The 16,864-nt window shown below is 71.9% G+C and carries 13 protein-coding genes and 1 pseudogene; 7 read left to right on the top strand and 7 right to left on the bottom strand.

Annotation, left to right across the window (positions count from 1 at the left end):
- Positions 1–101: 101 nt before the first annotated feature.
- The 3 genes and pseudogenes from QRY02_RS48910 to QRY02_RS21730 all read left to right on the top strand — a co-directional run.
- Positions 102–1,151 (top strand): annotated as a pseudogene (locus QRY02_RS48910) (DUF5685 family protein); the annotation flags it as partial.
- An 801-nt stretch (positions 1,152–1,952) separates the two neighbouring features.
- Positions 1,953–4,109, top strand: coding sequence for an excinuclease ABC subunit UvrB (gene uvrB, locus QRY02_RS21735; protein ID WP_285993358.1), 2,157 nt, complete (start codon positions 1,953–1,955; stop codon positions 4,107–4,109).
- Positions 4,110–4,327: 218 nt separating this feature from the next.
- Positions 4,328–4,675 carry an MmcQ/YjbR family DNA-binding protein gene (locus QRY02_RS21730; protein WP_285993357.1) on the top strand — a complete coding sequence of 116 codons (348 nt, stop codon included), beginning with the start codon at positions 4,328–4,330 and terminating at the stop codon, positions 4,673–4,675.
- 1 nt (position 4,676) lies between these two features.
- Here QRY02_RS21730 and QRY02_RS21725 read toward each other — a convergent pair whose 3' ends face one another.
- Positions 4,677–5,066, bottom strand: coding sequence for a VOC family protein (locus tag QRY02_RS21725; RefSeq protein ID WP_285993356.1), 390 nt, complete (start codon positions 5,064–5,066; stop codon positions 4,677–4,679).
- A 59-nt stretch (positions 5,067–5,125) separates the two neighbouring features.
- Positions 5,126–6,511, bottom strand: coding sequence for a S28 family serine protease (locus QRY02_RS21720; RefSeq protein ID WP_285993355.1), 1,386 nt, complete (start codon positions 6,509–6,511; stop codon positions 5,126–5,128).
- A 224-nt stretch (positions 6,512–6,735) separates the two neighbouring features.
- On the opposite strand from QRY02_RS21720, the gene QRY02_RS21715 reads away from it, so the two are divergent.
- Entirely contained in the window at positions 6,736–7,239 is a 504-nt protein-coding gene (locus tag QRY02_RS21715; RefSeq protein ID WP_285993354.1) for an SRPBCC family protein, read from the top strand.
- Here QRY02_RS21715 and QRY02_RS21710 read toward each other — a convergent pair.
- From QRY02_RS21710 to QRY02_RS21695, 4 genes are read right to left on the bottom strand one after another with little or no spacing between them, the layout of a single operon-like run.
- A complete protein-coding gene (locus tag QRY02_RS21710) occupies positions 7,236–7,976 on the bottom strand; it encodes an enoyl-CoA hydratase/isomerase family protein (protein ID WP_285993353.1) in 741 nt (246 codons plus the stop codon). The two genes, QRY02_RS21715 and QRY02_RS21710, sit on opposite strands and share 4 nt — an antisense overlap.
- 32 nt (positions 7,977–8,008) lie before the next feature.
- Complete coding sequence (locus tag QRY02_RS21705) at positions 8,009–8,479, bottom strand: hypothetical protein (protein WP_285993352.1); 471 nt, start codon at positions 8,477–8,479, stop codon at positions 8,009–8,011.
- Positions 8,480–8,506: 27 nt separating this feature from the next.
- The gene (locus tag QRY02_RS21700) at positions 8,507–9,430 is read right to left on the bottom strand and encodes an ABC transporter permease (protein WP_285993351.1); all 924 of its coding nucleotides are present in this window, start codon (positions 9,428–9,430) and stop codon (positions 8,507–8,509) included.
- Positions 9,427–12,297 carry an alpha/beta fold hydrolase gene (locus tag QRY02_RS21695; RefSeq protein ID WP_285993350.1) on the bottom strand — a complete coding sequence of 957 codons (2,871 nt, stop codon included), beginning with the start codon at positions 12,295–12,297 and terminating at the stop codon, positions 9,427–9,429. The genes QRY02_RS21700 and QRY02_RS21695 overlap by 4 nt, the downstream gene beginning before the upstream one ends.
- Before the next feature lie 305 nt (positions 12,298–12,602).
- Between QRY02_RS21695 and QRY02_RS21690 the strand changes: the two genes are divergently transcribed.
- The 3 genes from QRY02_RS21690 to QRY02_RS21680 are packed head-to-tail and all read left to right on the top strand — an operon-like array spanning position 12,603 to position 16,195.
- Positions 12,603–13,565: a TerC family protein gene (locus QRY02_RS21690; protein WP_285993349.1), complete on the top strand. Its 963-nt coding sequence runs from the start codon at positions 12,603–12,605 to the stop codon at positions 13,563–13,565.
- A gap of 51 nt (positions 13,566–13,616) precedes the next feature.
- A complete protein-coding gene (locus QRY02_RS21685) occupies positions 13,617–15,563 on the top strand; it encodes a S9 family peptidase (protein ID WP_285993348.1) in 1,947 nt (648 codons plus the stop codon).
- The gene (locus tag QRY02_RS21680) at positions 15,545–16,195 is read left to right on the top strand and encodes an HAD family hydrolase (RefSeq protein ID WP_285993347.1); all 651 of its coding nucleotides are present in this window, start codon (positions 15,545–15,547) and stop codon (positions 16,193–16,195) included. The genes QRY02_RS21685 and QRY02_RS21680 overlap by 19 nt, the downstream gene beginning before the upstream one ends.
- Here the strand turns inward: QRY02_RS21680 and QRY02_RS21675 are convergent.
- A complete protein-coding gene (locus QRY02_RS21675; protein ID WP_004558748.1) occupies positions 16,177–16,833 on the bottom strand; it encodes an RES family NAD+ phosphorylase in 657 nt (218 codons plus the stop codon). The two genes, QRY02_RS21680 and QRY02_RS21675, sit on opposite strands and share 19 nt — an antisense overlap.
- Between the last annotated feature and the right edge of the window lie 31 nt (positions 16,834–16,864).

The following is a 16,864-nucleotide window of genomic DNA, read 5'->3' as shown; positions in this document are numbered from 1 at the left end:
GTCATCCTGCCGGGCCGGTCACGAAACGCGAACTGCCGCCCCGGGCATCACGCGTTCGGGCTAAAGTGCGCCGAGCGTCCGGGAACGAGGGGGAACTGGGGATGTTCGGGATCATCAGGCCGTGCCGGCACCGCTTGGCCGAAGGCCTGCACGCGGATTGGCTGGCCCACCTGTGCGGTCTGTGCCTCACGCTGCGCGACGAACACGGCCAGTTCGCCCGCGTGGTCACCAACTACGACGGGCTGATCATCTCGGTGCTGGTCGAGGCGCAGACGCCGCGCGCGGACGGCCGGCGCGAAGCGGGCCCGTGCCCGCTGCGCGGCATGCGGACGGCCTCGGTGGCCCGCGGCGAGGGCGCCCAGCTGGCGGCGGCGGTGTCCCTGGTCCTGGCGGCGGCCAAGGTCGGCGACCACGTCGAGGACGGCGACGGAGCGTACGGAAGGCGCCCGGTGGCGGCGGCCGCGCGCCGGGTCGCGGCCCGCTGGACCGCGCAGGGGCGCCGTACGGGCGGGCAGGTGGGGTTCGACACGACGGTGCTGACGGAGGCGGTCGAGGGCCAGGGTTCGCTGGAGTCGTCGGTCCGGCTCGGTGACTCGCCGCTGCTGGCGACGGAACCGGCCGAGCGGGCAACGGCGGCGGCGTTCGCGCGAACGGCTGAGCTGGCGGGCAAGCCGGGCAACGCGGCCGCGCTGGCCGAGGCGGGCCGGTTGTTCGGCCGGGTGGCGCACTTGCTGGACGCGGTGGAGGACTACGCGGCCGACGCGGCGGCGGGGGCGTGGAACCCGTTGCTGGCCACGGGAACGGGCCCGGAGGAGGCCAGGCGGCTCTGCGACGATGCGGTGCTGGGGGTGGAGCTGGCGTTGCGCGAGGCGGAGTTCGCCGAGCCGGCCCTGGTGCACGCGCTGCTGGTCCACGAGCTGCGCCAAGCTGTGCGGCGGGCCTTCGGCCACGGCTCGTCCCACGCCCACGCCCACGCCCACGGCTCGGCCCCTGACCACGCCGGCGGCTTTGCCTCTGGCCACAGCCACGGCTGGTCCCACGGCCACGGCCACGGCTCGGGGGAGGGCGCGCCTTCCGGCCACGCCTCGGCTCCTGGCCACAGCCCGGGCTCGGGGAAGGGCGCGCCTTCTGGCCACGGATCGGCTCCTGGGCACGCCTCGGCCCTTGGCAACGGCTCGGCCCTTGGCCAAGGCCAAGGCCAGAGTTTGGGCTCGCTGGAGGGCGCGCCCTCCAGCCGTGGATCGGCCCTTGGCCACGGCTCGTCTCCCGGCTCCTGGCCGGGCGAGCCGGTGGGGCAACAGCCGCCGCCCGGGTGGATCGGGCCGGGGCCGACGCCGCCGCAACACCCGCACCAGGCGCCGCCGGGCTGGATCGGGCCCGGGCCGTCGCCGCAGCAGCATCCGCACCAGGTGCCGCCCGGCTGGGGTGGTTCCCCGCGGCCGCACGGTTTCCCGCCGCCAGGTCCGGTCCCGCCGCCGGGCGCTCCCGGTCCGAACGGCCCCGGCGGCCGCGGCCCGGGTGGCCCAGGCGGTCCCGGTGGCCCGGGTGGTCCCGGCGGCCCCAAGGACCCCGGAAACCCTGGAGACCCCGGAGACTCCGGCAAATCCGAGCCTTACGACGGCAAGGGCGGCGGCCTCTGGTACCCGAAGTTCGCCGTCCCGCCCAAGAAGCGCAACCTCTTCCTCGGCTGCGCCCTCACCCCCTACATGTGCTGCACCTGCCAGTTCTGCTGCCGCGATCCCTACCCCGGCCCGTGGAGCGGAAAACCGGTGAGCACGTGCGACGGGTGCGACTGCGGCTGTGACGGTTGTTGCGAATGTTGCGGCTGTTGCGACTGCAGCTGCTGAGGACGCTCCTCCGCACCGGCGGCGATGTCGCGTCGGTCACGGTGTTCCGAGTGCGCTGACCAGGCCCGACGGAAATTGTCGGTGGGTCGGCCTACTCTGGTCCCCGTGGCTTTCGCAACCGAACACCCCGTGCTCGCCCAGTCCGACTTCCGGCCCGTCTCGGAGATCCCGCGGACCGGCGGCCGGTTCGAGGTGGTCAGTGACTACCAGCCCGCCGGTGACCAGCCGGCGGCCATCGACGAGCTCGAACGCCGGATCAAGGCGGGCGAGAAGGACGTCGTGCTCCTCGGCGCCACCGGCACCGGCAAGTCGGCGACGACGGCGTGGCTGATCGAGCGCGTCCAGCGGCCGACGCTGGTGATGGCGCCCAACAAGACCCTGGCCGCGCAGCTGGCGAACGAGCTGCGCGAGCTGTTCCCGAACAACGCGGTCGAGTACTTCGTCAGCTACTACGACTACTACCAGCCCGAGGCGTACATCGCGCAGACGGACACCTACATCGAGAAGGACTCGTCGATCAACGACGACGTCGAGCGGTTGCGCCACTCGGCGACGATGAACCTGCTGTCGCGCCGGGACGTCATCGTGGTCGCCAGTGTCTCCTGCATCTACGGCCTGGGCACGCCGCAGTCGTACCTGGACCGGTCCTCGAAGCTCGCGGTCGGCATGCAGCTCGACCGGGACGTCTTCCTGCGGGCGCTGGTCGACGTCCAGTACACGCGCAACGACATCGCCTTCGCGCGCGGCACGTTCCGCGCGCGCGGTGACACCGTCGAGATCATCCCGGCCTACGAGGAGCTCGCGATCCGCGTCGAGTTCTTCGGCGACGAGGTCGAGAAGCTGTACTACCTGCACCCGCTGACCGGCGACATCGTCAAGGAGGTCGACGAGGTCCGCATCTTCCCGGCGACGCACTACGTCGCCGGCCCGGAGCGGATGGAAAAGGCGATCCAGGGGATCGAGAAGGAGCTCGAGGAGCGGCTCGCCGAGCTGGAGCGGCAAGGCAAGCTCCTGGAGGCGCAGCGGCTGCGGATGCGCACGGCCTACGACATCGAGATGATGCGCCAGGTCGGGTTCTGCTCCGGCATCGAGAACTACTCGCGCCACATCGACGGCCGCGGCCCGGGCACGGCGCCGGCGACGCTCATCGACTACTTCCCGGACGACTTCCTGCTGGTGATCGACGAGTCGCACCAGACCGTCCCGCAGATCGGCGGCATGTACGAAGGCGACATGTCCCGGAAGCGGAACCTGGTCGAGTACGGCTTCCGGCTGCCGAGCGCGGTCGACAACCGGCCGCTGACCTGGGAGGAGTTCTCCGACCGGATCGGCCAGACGGTGTACCTGTCGGCGACGCCGGGGCCCTACGAGATGGGCCAGGCGGGCGGCGAGTTCGTCGAGCAGGTGATCCGGCCGACCGGCCTGGTCGACCCGAAGGTCGTCGTGAAGCCGACCGAGGGCCAGATCGACGACCTGGTGCACGAGATCCGGGAGCGGGCGGACAAGGACGAGCGCGTCTTGGTCACCACGCTGACCAAGAAGATGTCCGAGGATCTGACCGACTACCTGCTGGAGCTCGGCATCCGGGTGCGCTACCTGCACTCGGAGGTCGACACGCTGCGGCGCGTCGAGTTGCTGCGGCAGCTGCGGGCGGGCGATTTCGACGTGCTGGTCGGCATCAACCTGCTGCGCGAGGGTCTCGACCTGCCGGAGGTGTCGCTGGTGGCGATCCTCGACGCGGACAAGGAGGGCTTCCTCCGGAGCGGGACGTCGCTGATCCAGACGATCGGCCGCGCGGCGCGGAACGTGTCGGGCGAGGTCCACATGTACGCGGACAAGATCACCGACTCGATGAAGCACGCGATCGACGAGACGGACCGCCGCCGCGAGAAGCAGGTCGCCTACAACAAGGAGCGTGGCGTCGACCCGCAGCCGCTGCGGAAGAAGATCGCGGACATCCTCGACCGGGTGTACAGCGAGGCCGAGGACACCGAGCAGGTCTCGGTGGGCGGCTCGGGCCGCAATTCCTCGCGCGGCAAGAAGCCCGAGCAGGGCGACCGGGTGCGCAGCTCGGGGATGCTGGTCGACAAGAACGTTTCGGCGATGCCGCGCGCCCAACTGGCGGATCTGATCCAGCAGATGACCGACCAGATGATGCAGGCCGCGCGAGACCTCCAGTTCGAGCTGGCGGCGCGGTTGCGCGACGAGATCTCGGACTTGAAGAAGGAGCTGAGGGGCATGGACGCGGCCGGCATCAAGTAGCGCTGCGAGCCGCTCCGGTTGCGTCGTGACCAGCTCAGGAAGCGAGAGAACGCCGTAGAGCGGCTGAAGCGGATGCGGCGGGTGCTGGAAGAGGAGATCTGGCCGTTGATACCGCAGGAGGAACTCGGGAAACCCGATCCCGAAGGATGAGTGGGAAGACTGCTGTGCACCGGCGAGGACTTCCCGCAGACCGACCTCGAACTGGTGGAGCTCCAGCCGTGAACCTCGAAGCCGTCGTCGCCTACTGCCTCGCCAAGCCCGGCGCCGAAGAGACCTACCCCTTCGGCGACCACGTCCTCGTCGCGAAAGTCGGCGGCAAGGGCTTCGCCTTCATCGGCCAGGACCCGCCCGGCAGCGTCGCCGTCAAGTGCGGGGCCACCCGGGAAGAGGCCGCCGGGCTGCGGGCTCGCTACCCGGGTGCCGTCAGCGTCATGGACTACCTCGGCCGCTACGGCTGGAACCGCGTCGAGCTCGGCGCCGGGGTTCCGGACGCCGAGCTCGAAGAACTCGTCGATGCTTCCTACGACCGGGTCGTCCGGCGGTTGCCCAAGGCCCAGCGGCCCTGAGTCACTCCGGCGCGGGCGCACTCTCGTCCGGCTGCAGCATGCCGAAGACGTTGCCCTCGGTGTCCTTGCAGTACGCCAGCCAGCCCACGCCGGGAACCGGGTTCTTGGGCAGGGCCAGCGTTCCGCCCGCCCGGTTGACGTCGCCCAGTGCCTCGTCCAGGTTCGCCACGTCGATCGTGTTGACGAACCCGTGGACCGGGGCCGATGCCTCGGGTGCCGGACCCTGGCGGGGGAGGAGACCGCCGTCGATTCCGTCGCCTTCGCCGGTCGAGATCATCCAGTAGGGGACGTCGCCCCAGCGCTCGAACTTCCAGCCGAACACCGCCGTGTAGAACGCCACCGCGCGTTCGGGGTCGCCCGCGTGGATTTCGAAGTGGACGGGACGAGGCATGCGCGCCTCCTCAGGCCGGGCCGTCAGGTGTGGTGAGAGTACGCCCGGCCTGAGAAAAGTTACAGCCGCGCCCGAGGCGTCAGGTCCGCGTCGAAGTCCGGGAAGCCCGCCGGAGCCGAGCGAAGAGCCAACGACGAAACCGGTGGCAGCCCGGCCCAGCGGCGGACCGTCGCCGTGGCCGCCGCCGCGTCGGCCGGGGCCAGCTGGGCGATCTTCGACCCGTGGTTGCCGCCCTGCACGTAGTACCGGTACGAATCGCGGCTGCCGAAGCCCAGCTCGAACGGCTCGGCGCCCCACGGGTCGTTCGAGCCGTACACGAACAGCAGGCGGGTGCCGCGGGACTTCACCCAGAAGTCGATGTCGGGCATCGCCGGGTAGTCGAAGCGCGGCAGGCGGATCGACGCCGGTACGAACGTCTTCGGCTGGTCGGCGCCGGGGTAGCGCAGCAGGTCGCGGAGGTAGCCGTCGTACGCCTCGGGCGAGCCCAGCTGCACCGCCGCCTGGTAGTAGTACGGGATGTAGGGCGCCAGGTCCTGGTCCGAGTAGGTGTTGAGGCTCTCGACCTTCTCGTACCAGGCGTAGACGTCCGCCGCGGGCGCGCCCGGCGGCGGCACCGTCGCGCAGTCCGACTGCTTCTGGTACTGCCAGAACGCGAAGTACGAGTCGATCACCGAGATCTCGAGGGACTTGTCGGCCGATCCGACGATCGAGAACGTCAGCCCGCGCTGCGCCGCGTCGGCCGCGGCGATCGCCCCCAGTTCGTCACGCCGCTTCAGCGCGTCGCGCTGGATCGCCTTCAGGGCGTCGCGGCACGCCGGGTCGTTGCCCACGCGCGAGAGGAACCGGTTGTAGACGTCGATCGGGTCGATGACGTCGTTGGGCGCGACGTACGGGATGGTCGCGTCGACGTCGTCGGGGAAGAAACGCCGGAAGTACGTGGCGGTCATGCCGCCCTTGCTGCCGCCGGTGGCCAGCCACTTGCCCGGGTAGATCGCCTTGAACGCCTGCACCGCGCGGTGCTCGTCCGCCGCCGCCTGCCAGATCGTCAGCTGCTTCGCCCAGTTCTCCGGCTCCGGCCGCGACGGCGTGAAGTAGCGGTACTCCATCGACAGCTGGTTGCCGTCGACGATCTGCGTCGGTTCCGAACGGTTCGGCGAGCCGCTGACGTTGTAGCCGCTCGTGAAGGCGACCGTGGGGGCGGCGAAGTCGCGGTGCAGCAGGGTGAACCGCTGCTGGAACGTGCCCGCGCCGGGGTGCCGGTGGTCGGCGGGCTGGGTGTAGGTCAGCTTGAAGAACCGGAACCCGGCCGGCGCCGCGTCCTCGGAAACGATCGTCAGCCCCGGGATCCGCTGCAGCTGTGCCTTGATGTCGGGGGCCGCCGCGGCCGCCGGCGCCAGGCCGGCCAGCGCGAGCAGGACCGCACCCGTGGTGAAAAGCCTGCGCATCGAGCACCCTCCCGGCTCACCGAACCCTCGGTGGGACCCTCACAGAACCGGCGCCGGTCGGCAATCGGCTGTCCGGGCGCAGAATCGGTCAGGATCCGACTTTCGAGGGGTGGCGCCGCGTCCTCAGGCGTGCGCAGTCGCGGGCATCATGCGAGTTGTCCGCGTGATCCGGGCCGCGTTACGGTCCGAATCCGTAGGCACCGTCATCGAGCGAGGGGTCCGCCATGAAGGTTTCCGACTGCCCGACGACCCAGGTCGAGGTCCGCATCGCCGCGCGGCCGGCCGAGGTCTGGTCCTGGCTGCTGGACGTCGACCTGCCGGCCCGGTTCTCCACCGAGTTCCAGGGCGGCGGCTGGGTCGAGGGCGCCGAGCCCGGCCTCGGCGCGCGGTTCCGCGGCCGCAACTCCCACCCGGTCGCCGGCGAGTGGGAGACCGTCTCGACCGTCACCGGCTACGAGCCCGAGCGGCTGTTCGCGTGGGCCGTGATGGACGTGACGAACCCGGCCGCGTCGTGGCGCTTCGAGCTGGTCCCGGACGGCGACGGCACGATCCTGCGCCAGTGGGCGCAGATCGGCCCCGGCCCGTCCAACCTCACCACGATCATCGGCTCCATGCCCGAGCACGAAGAGGAAATCGTCGCGATGCGGCTCGGCGAGCTGCAGGCCAACATGCAGAAGACCGTCGACGGCATCAAGGCACTCGCCGAAAGCGGTGTGCACGCCGTCTAGCGGAGCACCCGGTCCACATAGGACTTGACGGCGGCGAGCGCTTCGGCGGACTGCCACAGCCGCTCCACCCGCGGGTCGTCCGAGTGGCGGTATTCGGCGATCCGCTCGTGGAACGGCTGCCGGATCTGGGCCTTGGTGTGGGCGAACGGTTCGGCGGGCAGGTCGCCGAGGCGGGCCGCGACGGCGACGGCGCGCTCGAGCACCTCCTCCGGCGGCGCCGGCTCGTCGGCCAGCCCGCGGGCCAAGGCCTCCGCACCGCCCCAGGTTTCACCCGAGTAGGTGAGCGACGGCAACTGTGCCGTCCCGTAGGCGCACCGCAGGATCTCCAGCGCGGCCAACGGGAACGGCAGCCCGACGAGCAGTTCGGTCACGCCGATCTTGCCGGCGCCCAGCACCCGGTGGTCGCAGGCCGCGGCGAGCACCGCGCCCCCGGCGACGGCGTGGCCGTTCAGCGCGGCGACCACCGGACGCGGGCAGCCGAACACCGCCAGCAGCGCGTCGGACAGCAGTGGCAGGAACTCCGCCACGTACGGCGCGCCGCCTTCGTCGAGCCGCTTGAGGTCGACGCCCGCGCAGAAGATGCCGCCGGTCCCGGTGAGCACCACGGCGCGGGCCTGTTCGGCCTCTTCGAGCCCCCGCACCAGCGCCCGGCACGAGTCCGTGTCGAGGGTGTTGCCCCCGCCGTGGTCGATCCGGAGCACGGCGACGTCGCGGTGGCTGTCCAGGGTGATCGGCACGGCCCGACCGTACCGCGGCCAGGGCGGGCCGGTCAGGCCCGGACGCTCAACCGGACGACGCCGAAGTGCTCCCGGCGCGCCAGCTCGGCGACCTCGTCGAGGGTCGGCAGCCGGCCGAGGGGGAACTTCAGGCCGATCGTGCGGGCGGCCCGGCGCATCCCCAGCTCGGTGATGCGGTCGGAGTAGATCTTCGCGACCTCGGTGACGTCCTCGACGAGCACGCCGCGCATCGGCGTCGTCCGGCCGGCGAACGTCACGTCGGCGTCCGCGCCGCCGCGGAAGTTGAGCCGCCAGCCCGCCGGTGTCAGCGCGCACAGCCCCTCGGCGTCGCGGTGCGCGGTGACCGGCACGCGGTAGTGCCGCCCGGTCCGGCGGCCGGCGAAGGCGAGCAGCATGAACTCGCCGACGCCGCGGCCGAGCGGGCTGGGCAGCACCGCCCGCAGCACGACGTTGAGCGTCTTCACCAGCGGTGCGGGCGGCTGGTGCCATTCCACGGCGGTCATTTCCGCAGCGTACGCCGGTTGAAGACGTCAGCTGGTGATGTCTTTTTGAGCGAACCGGCGCCCCGCGTAGAGGAAGAACACCGTCCCGTAGATCGCCGCCGACAGCATGCCGCTCGCCAGGTTGGTCCAGTCGACGTCGGTCGAGATGAGGTCCATCCAGGAGAACGCGTAGTGCGTCGGCAGGTAGTTGCGGAGACCCTCCAGCGCGGTGATCTGGTCGAGGATCTGCGACAGGATCGCCACCAGCACCGCGCCGCCGACCGCGCCGAGCGGGGCGTCGGTCGACACGCTCAGCGCCAGCGCGAGCCCGGCCACCCAGGCCAGCTGCAGGATGATGTACACAGTGGACAGCCCGATGGCGAGCAGGCTGTCGCCGAAGGACACCGCGTCGCCGGTCGGGCTGATCGCGTCGCCCGCGCCGTACCAGAGCACCCCGACGCCGAGTGACACCAAGGGCAGCAGGACGAGCGCGAAAGCCGACAGCAGCCCGGACACGATCGCCTTCTGCCGCAGCACCCGCTGCCGCGGCACCGGCACGGCCAGCAGGTACTTCAGGCTCGACCACGACGCCTCGCTAGCGATGGTGTCGCCGAAGAACAGCGCGACGATCATCGGCAGCAGGAACGTCCCCGACACGAACAGCGCCAGCACGACGAAGTTCGGCGCGGACGCCGTGGCCAGGTCGACGAAGCCGCCGCTGCGCCGGTTCGGGCTGGACTGCCCGAGCTGGAACGCGATCACCAGGATGAACGGCAGGAGCGCGACGAACCCGAGCAGGAACTGCGTGCGCCGCCGCTTGAGCTGGCGCCGCAGCTCGACGCCGAGCCGCAGCGTCCGCCGGGCGCTGTAGCCCTCGACCGCGCCGTCCGGCCCGACACCCGCGTGCTCCTGCGACGCGAGGTCGCTCAGCTCGTCGAGCGCATGCGGGTCGGTGTGGACACCTTCACTCACGACGACTCATCTCCGACCAGTTGCAGGAACGCGTCTTCCAGCCGGCGCCGAGGCCCGGCCTGCTCCACCGCGACGCCGGCGCGCACCAGCGCGGCCACGCCTTCGGCACGCGGCAGTTCGCCGAGGTTGGCGTGCACGAGTTCGCCTTCGACGTCGACGTCGGTGACCCCGCTGAGCGCCTTCAGCGCCGCCGCGGCCGCGGCCGGGTCGTCGACCCGGAACGTCGCCTCGCCGCCGGCCGCGGCCAGCTCGCCGACCTCGCCCGAGGCGACCAGTGAGCCGCGGTGCATGACCACGACGTGCGTGCAGGTCTGCTCGACCTCGGCCAGCAGGTGGCTGGACACCACCACGGTCCGGCCGGTCGCGGCGTACCGCTGCAGCACCTCGCGCATCTGGTGGATCTGGGGCGGGTCGAGCCCGTTGGTCGGTTCGTCGAGCACCATCAGCTCCGGCAGGCCGAGCATCGCCTGGGCGATCGCCAGCCGCTGCCGCATGCCCTGGCTGTAGGTCCGCACGCGGCGCTCGACCGCGTTGCCGAGCCCGGCGATCTCCAGCGCCTCCGCGAAGTGCGCTTTTTCCGCAGGCCGTCCGGTCGAAGCCCAGTACAGCTCGAGGTTCGCCCGCCCGGACAGGTGCGGCAGGAAGCCGGACCCTTCGACGAACGAGCCGATCCGCGAGAGCACCGGGGCACCCGCGGTGATCTTGTGCCCGAACACCCGGATGTGGCCCCGCGTCGGCGTGATCAGGCCCATCAGCATCCGCAGGGTCGTCGTCTTGCCCGCGCCGTTCGGCCCGAGCAGGCCGAGCACCTGGCCCGGCTCGACGCGGAAGGACAGGTCCTTCACCGCGACGAACCCGCCCGGGTACTCCTTGCGCAGCCCCTCGATGACCAGCGGCGTGGTGGCGAGCTCCGGATCCGCGTCGGTGGCGCGACGGCGGCGCAAGGCCGCGAAGAGCACCGCGGCGAGGCCGATCGCCAGCGTCACGCCGATGCCCACCAGCTGCCCGACCGGGGCCGGGGAACCGACCGACGTCCCGGGCACGACGGGCACGGCCAGCGCGGCGCCGCCGGCGAGCCCGATCCGGAACACCGCGGGCGCGGCCGGCGCGGCGAACGCCTGGTCGGTGGTGCCGACGACGAGCCGCAGCGAGTGGCCGCCCTCGATCGGCCGGACGATGCCGGGCAACGTCACGGTGACGTCGACCGGGGTGCCGTCGGCGGGCAGCCCGCTCACCCGGAACGGCGCGATCGCGTTGGCCGGCAGCACGCGCGAGCCGTCCGGCCCGACGTCGTAGAGCTTCGCGAACAGCACCGCGTCCGGCTGGGGGTGCGCCGGGTCCGCGGCGACCTGCAGCCGCACGGTGGAGGCGCCGCTGATGACGACCTGGCCGTCGAACGCGGCGGTGGTGAACTGCGCGGCCTGGCCGGGCGGGTCGTTGCTGAACAGCGCGCCGAGCCGCGACGTGCTGCTCGCGACGCCGTTGAGCCCGGGGATCCCGCTGACCGCCGACGGGTTCGCCCCGGCCGGGCGCACCACCGGCTGCGCGGGCCCGGCGAGCGCCAGCAGCCGCCGCTCGGTCGCCGGCCCGGTCAGCCCGGGGTAGGCGGCCGCGTTGACCGTGCGGACCGACGGCGTCCCGTTGGCGCGCAACGTGCCCTGGACGTCGTAGCTGAACCCGGTGCCCGGGTCGCCGCCGTCCAGCGCCGTCTTCAGGAAGTCGCCGATCTTGGCGCGCAGCTGCGGGCCGGGCTTGCCGCCGTCGTGGCCGCCGGTGTACCAGATGGTCTTGACCTTGCCGCCCGCCGCGGTGATCTGCCGGGCGGTCGCGTCGGACTGGTCGAGCCCGAACAGCGTGTCGCTCTCGCCCTGCACCAGCAGCGTCGGCACGGTGATCTTGCTCGTCACGGACGCGGGGGAGACGCGGCGCAGCAGGTCGACGCTCGCCTGGCTCGCCTGCCCGGTGGTGCCGAGTTCGGTGTAAGCGCGGCAGACCGCCGCGGTGAACCGGCCGCACGGGTCGGCCGGCGCACTCCGCGGCCCGCCCGCGCCCGGCGGCCCGGCGGGCAGCGCGGCCCCCGCGGCGGCGGTCCCGGCGGCGCCGGTCGATCCGGTGTCGGTCTCCTGGCCGGCTTCCGGTGCTTCGGCCGACGGCGAGCCGCTCGCCGCGGCGCCCGAACCGGCCGAGAAGAAGATGCCGGCCCAGCTCTTCTTGAAGACGCCGTCGGGCGAAAAGGCGCCGGCGGACGGAGTGCCCGCGGTCGTGGACGCGGGGGTCGCCGCGTTCGGGACCAGGCCCTGGGCGAGGTCGTTGTAGGTGATCATGGGCGCGATCGCGTCGACGCGCTTGTCCGTGCCGGCCAGCAGCAGCGACAGCGCGCCGCCGTAGGAGCCCCCGGTGACGGCGATCTTCGGGTCGCCGCCCGCGTCGAGCGTCACCTGGTGCTGCGCCACGAGCCGGTCGATCAGGCGGCTCGCGTCGGCGACCTCGCCGTCCGGGTCGTTGAGCCCGATCTTGCCGGTGCTCTTGCCGAAGCCGCGCGCGGACCACGTCATCACGACGAAGCCCTTCCGGGCGAGCTCGCGGGCGTCGTCGGCGACGCTGTTCTTGTCCCCGCCGAAGCCGTGCGCGAGCAGCACCGCGGGTGCGGGCACGGTCGCGGGGAGGTAGGTGGTCGTGTCGATCTTGACCTGCTCGGCCGAGCCGGGGGCGGCGGGCAGGTCGAGCAGCGCGTCCTGGGTGGGCACGGCGGGCGGGGCCGTGTCGCGCGTCGCCCAGAGGACGGTCGCGGCGGCGAGCACCACCACGACGGCGCCGAGCGCCGTGAGACGGGCTCGGCGGGTGCGCGGGAGCGGGAGTCGGGGCACGACGTGACCGTAGGTGAAGTTTCCTGAGAGTGTCCTCCGCGGCTCACAGTGATCACACGCCCGGGACCACCTGGTGGACCGAAGTGACCGGAATTACACGACCAACACGGTGACGTGGGCGATCTCGGCTGGCGTTCCGGCGGGGGGAACCTGCACACTGGAGCCGCTGTGAGGGGAGTATTCCTTCGCGGCGGTGTCGTCAGCACGGTGGCCTTGCGTCCCCCGGCACCGTCGGCCGGTGGTTCCACCGGCGGGAGAGACCTCCGGTTAGTTGCTGCTGCGCACTATCCGGAGGTTCGAGTTCCATGACTGTCCCCCTGTGGCTGTGGATCGCCACGATCGGTGGCCTGCTCGCGCTGATCGCGCTGGACCTGGTCATCGTCGATCGCAAGCCGCACGAAGTGACCACGGGGGAAGCGGCTCGCTGGGTCATCTTCTACGTCTCGTGCGCGATCGTCTTCGGCATCGGCGTGTGGGTCTTCGCCGGGCACGACCCGGGTGTCGAGTTCTTCACCGGGTACATCACCGAGTACTCGCTGAGCGTCGACAACCTGTTCATCTTCATGATCATCATGGGCTCGTTCAAGGTGCCCGCCATCCACCAGCACCGCGTGCTGCTGGTCGGGATCCTGCTCGCGCTCGCCATGCGGAGCGTGTTCATCGCCATCGGCGCCGCGCTGATCGCGCAGTTCGTCTGGGTGTTCTTCCTCTTCGGCGCGATCCTGATCTGGACCGCGATCAGCATGGTGCGCGGCAAGGGCGAGGACGAGGAGTACCACGAGAACGCCGTCACCCGGCAGGTCCGCCGGTTCGCCCCGGTGACCGACGACTACCACGGCCACAAGTACACGGTGAAGATCGACGGCAAGCGGATGATCACCCCGATGCTGCTGGTGATCGTGGCCATCGGCTCGGCCGACCTGCTCTTCGCCGTCGACTCGATTCCGGCGATCTTCGGCATCACCCAGGAGGCGTTCCTCGTCTTCACCGCCAACGCGTTCGCGCTGATGGGCCTGCGGCAGCTGTACTTCCTGCTCGGCGGCCTGGTGACGAAGCTCGTCTACCTCAGCTACGGCCTCGCGGTCATCCTCGCCTTCATCGGGGCGAAGCTGTTCCTGCACGCCCTGCACGAGTACCACGTCGTGCCGGACTGGCTGGACATCAACAACTGGGTCTCCCTCGGCGTGATCATCGTCGTGCTGTCGGTGACCACGGTGGCCAGCCTGGCCAAGGCCCGGCGCGACGAGCGCAAGCAGGTCGCCGCGTAAGACCTGGCCGAACTCGTTCGCACCGCTAAGGAATTCGGGTACGGTCGGGACGTGCGTCCTGCCGACATCGAAGCCCTCGTCGTCCCCGGCCGTCCCGCCCTGCGCGGGAACCTGCTGCTCACGGCGTTGAAGAGACCGGATCTCCAGGCGAACGCCACGCACAGTGCGGTGCGGCGCGTGTCGCTCGACGGTGGTGAGGCCGCGTGGACCCACGGTCCGCGCGACTCCGCCCCGGCCATCTCGCCCGACGGACGCTGGGTGGCGTTCCTCCGCGCGGGGGAGGGCCAGGGCGCCGACGGCAGCCCGCAGCTGCACGTGATGCCGTCGGACGGCGGGGAAGCCCGCCGGCTGACGTCGCTGCACCTCGGGGCCGGGGAACCGGTGTGGGCGCCGGACTCGCGGCGGATCGCGTTCACCGCCCGCGTGCCCGAGGCGGGCCGCTACGGCACGCCGGACGCCGACGGCGAGACGCCGGAGCCGGCCGCCGAGGCCCCGCGCCGGATCACGCGGATGGACTACCGGATCGACGACGTCGGGTTCCTGCGCGACCGCATGCAGCGGCTGTTCGTCCTCGACGCCGTCGCGACGCTCGAGCCCGGGGACCTCGAGCCGCTGACCGGAGACGGGTTCGACGCGGCCCACCCGGCCTGGACGCCGGACGGCGCGCACGTGGTGTTCACGGCGCCGCCGGACTGGGGCGCGGCCGAGAGCGACTCGCGTGACATCTGCGCGATCTCCGCCGAGGGCGGCGAGCCCGAGGTCGTCGTGCGCTGCGAAGGCTACTCGGAGCGGCCGGCGTTCGGCACCGACGGCACGTTGTTCTACTTCGGACAGTCCTTCGAAGAGCACCACGAAGCCGCGCCCACCGGGCTCTACGCGGCGACGCCCGAATTCGGCACGGGCCCGGTGAAGGCCCGGCGGCTCACCGACGCCGAGACGGTGGACTGCGAAACCGCGGCGGGTCCGCCGGCTCCTCGCGGGGACGACGTGCTGGTGGCCGTCCGCCACCGCGGCGCGGTGGAACTGCGCGCGGTCGGCGTCGACGCGACCGAGGCCCCGCTGGCCGACCTCGCGGTGGTCTACGCGGACCAGGCCGCGGTCCGGTCGTTCACGCTGGACGGCTCGGTGCTGGCGGCGGTGATCGCCACGCCGTCGACCGCCGGGGAGGTCGTGCTGCTCGGCGACGGCGACCCGCGGGTGCTGACCGGCTACTCGAAGCCGTTGCGCGACAAGGGCATCCGCCCGATGATCGAGCTGGAGACCACCGCTCCGGACGGCTACCCGGTGCACGGCTGGCTGGTGCTGCCCGAGGGCGAGGGCCCGCACCCGGTGCTGCGCGTGGTGCACGGCGGCCCGTTCACCCAGCAGGAGTGGGCGGTGTTCGACGAGGCGCAGGTGTACGCGTCGGCGGGCTACGCGGTCGTGGTCGGCAACCCGCGCGGGTCGGCGGGGTACGGGCAGACGCACGGCCACGCGATCACGCACGGCTTCGGCACGGTCGACGTCGACGACGTCCTGGCGCTGCTCGACAAGGCGCTCGAACGCCCGGACCTGGACGCCTCCCGCGTCGGCATCATGGGCGGCTCGTACGGCGGGTTCATGACGAGCTGGCTGGCCGCTCACCACGGCGAGCGCTTCAAGGCGGCGTGGAGCGAGCGCGCGGTCAACGCGTGGGACTCGATGGTCGGCAGCTCCGACATCGGCTACTTCTTCGTCGACGCCTACATCGGCTCCTCGCCGGAAGTCCAGCGCGACCGTTCACCGCTTTCGTACGCGGCGCAGATCAAGATCCCGTTCGCCGTGGTGCATTCGGAGCAGGACTGGCGCTGCCCGCTGGAGCAGGCGGAGCGGATGTTCGTGGCCCTGCGCCGGGCCGGCGCGCCCGCCGAGATGCTCGTGTTCCCCGGCGAAGGCCACGAGCTGAGCCGGTCCGGCCGCCCGCGGCACCGCGTCCAGCGCTTCGAAGCGATCCTCGAGTGGTGGTCGCGGCACCTGTGATGCGCGGTCTGGTCTGCTTCGACGTCGACGGGACCCTCGTGCCTGGCACGAGTTCGTGCGCGTGGGTGGCCGCCGCGCTGGGCCACGAGGCCGAGCTCGTCGCGGCCGAAGCGGCCTACGTCGCGGGCCGGATGACCAACCAGGAGGCGTCGGTGATCGACGCCCGGGGCTGGGCTGGGCACACCGAAGCCGAGATTTCGGCGCGGCTCGAGACGTTGCCGCTGGTCGACGGGATCGCCGAAACGGTGGCGTGGTGCCACGACCACGGCCTGCGCCCGATCCTGACGACGCTCGCGTGGACGCCGGTGGGGCGCATGCTCGCCGGGCGGTTCGGGTTCGCCGCGTACTGCGGGCCGGTGCCGGAGGCCGAGGACGGGCGCTACACCGGCCGGGTCGCCGAGCACCTCGACGAGTACGGCAAGCGCGACTTCGCGCTCTCGCAGGGCTTCGCGCCGCAGCGGTGTGCCGCGGTCGGGGACAGCCGGTCCGATCTGCCGCTGTTCGCGGCCGTCGGGACGAGCATCGGCTTCAACGCGGCTCCGGCCGCCCGCGCCGTCGCGACCCACGTCGTCGACGGCCCGGACCTGCGGGCGATCATCCCGGTGCTGGCGGCTCAGTTCAGCAGCGTGTAGTTCAGCTCTTCGCAGACCCGGCCCAGCGGGACGTCCAGGCCCGGGTGGTCCAGCGGCAGCAGCACGTCCGGCGCGATCGGGAGCGCGGCGCCCGCAGGCGGGTCCCACAGGCAGATCGCGGGGTCGCCGGAGTCCATCGACGAGCGGTACCAGAGGCCGTCGAGATCGCTGAACGCGCCGCGGATCGCGCGGGCCCACGCCTGCGTCAGCTTCTTCGGGCCGCTGGAAATCTCCTGCGAGGCGCCGACCCGCGTCGGCCAGAGGCCGGTCAGGTCGAGCAGGCGCAGGGTGCGCGTCGGGCGGACGACGACCAGCCGGGGACCGCGGGTGCGGCGGTCGACCGTCGAGCTGGTCTGGAAGACCTCGGCGACCGACGTGCGCACGGTGAGGCCGAAGTAGAGGACGCCGTTGGCGGGATCGGTGACCGGCGCGCCGCCGCGGCCGGGCGACTGCTGGTCGAAGCGGCCGTGCGGGAGCGGGCCGGTGTAGCGGAACGAGTTCCACTGCTGGGGGTGGTTGCCGTGCGCGGTGAAGATCCGTACGAGCCTGGTCGCGGGCTGGACCGTCACCACGTCGTCGGCGCGGTTCAGCTGCCGGACCAGGACGGATCGGGCGGGCGGCAGCGGGAGCCGGGCCATGGGTCGGTGGTGGTCCGTCCTTGTCGGTGAT

Source organism: Amycolatopsis sp. DG1A-15b, from assembly GCF_030285645.1.
In the GTDB taxonomy this organism is placed as follows: domain Bacteria; phylum Actinomycetota; class Actinomycetes; order Mycobacteriales; family Pseudonocardiaceae; genus Amycolatopsis.
Note: the sequence above shows the minus strand (reverse complement) of the source record. Positions and strands in the feature narration are given on the sequence as shown.

Excerpts from the sequence above, each read along its gene's own strand:
- QRY02_RS21690 (WP_285993349.1), top strand. The coding sequence starts at position 12,603 with ATGACTGTCCCCCTGTGGCTGTGGATCGCCACGATCGGTGGCCTGCTC.
- QRY02_RS21675 (WP_004558748.1), bottom strand. The coding sequence starts at position 16,833 with ATGGCCCGGCTCCCGCTGCCGCCCGCCCGATCCGTCCTGGTCCGGCAG.
- QRY02_RS21725 (WP_285993356.1), bottom strand. The coding sequence starts at position 5,066 with ATGCCTCGTCCCGTCCACTTCGAAATCCACGCGGGCGACCCCGAACGC.
- QRY02_RS21720 (WP_285993355.1), bottom strand. The coding sequence starts at position 6,511 with ATGCGCAGGCTTTTCACCACGGGTGCGGTCCTGCTCGCGCTGGCCGGC.
- QRY02_RS21715 (WP_285993354.1), top strand. The coding sequence starts at position 6,736 with ATGAAGGTTTCCGACTGCCCGACGACCCAGGTCGAGGTCCGCATCGCC.
- QRY02_RS21705 (WP_285993352.1), bottom strand. The coding sequence starts at position 8,479 with ATGACCGCCGTGGAATGGCACCAGCCGCCCGCACCGCTGGTGAAGACG.